This is a genomic window from Rhodococcus sp. T2V (assembly GCF_029269925.1).
Lineage (GTDB): Bacteria > Actinomycetota > Actinomycetes > Mycobacteriales > Mycobacteriaceae > Rhodococcus_F > Rhodococcus_F koreensis.
The window spans coordinates 1-324 of record NZ_JARJBD010000565.1; the positions used below are offsets into that span (position 1 = coordinate 1).

Consider the following 324-nt stretch of genomic DNA (forward strand, 5'->3'; position numbering starts at 1 on the left):
CTTTCGCTTATCTACCCACCCTGATCCGCGCTCCTGCACGAAAAGTTCAGGCTAGGTTGATTGCGTTGGCGTGCACACAGCCGCCGGCGGGTCATGCGCGGTGGTCGTCGGGTGTCACCTAACCGGCCACCTGATCACTCGGCGCGGCGTCGGCGCGGTTTGGCCTGACTTGCACAGGTTTAGTGCCCCGGTCAGCGGGTCGGTAGGTCCAGCGCGTCGCCTTCGGCCGGTTCAACACGATCCGGCCCACCCCGTCCCGCTTCTCGATCAGGACTTCGGGGTCGGTGATTGGTTCGCTCATTTATGCTGCTCCCTGCTTTCCCT

Annotated in this window: 1 protein-coding gene; it reads right to left on the bottom strand. The window is 63.6% G+C overall.

Annotated elements, in window-relative coordinates; all coding sequences use genetic code 11:
* Nucleotides 1–118: 118 nt before the first annotated feature.
* On the bottom strand, nucleotides 119–301 hold the full coding sequence (locus tag P3H15_RS55425; protein WP_276144965.1) for a hypothetical protein: 183 nt from the start codon (nucleotides 299–301) through the stop codon (nucleotides 119–121).
* Nucleotides 302–324 lie beyond the last annotated feature (23 nt).

What these genes read in the sequence shown, in the direction of transcription:
- P3H15_RS55425 (WP_276144965.1), bottom strand. Translation starts at nt 301, where the DNA reads ATGAGCGAACCAATCACCGACCCCGAAGTCCTGATCGAGAAGCGGGAC.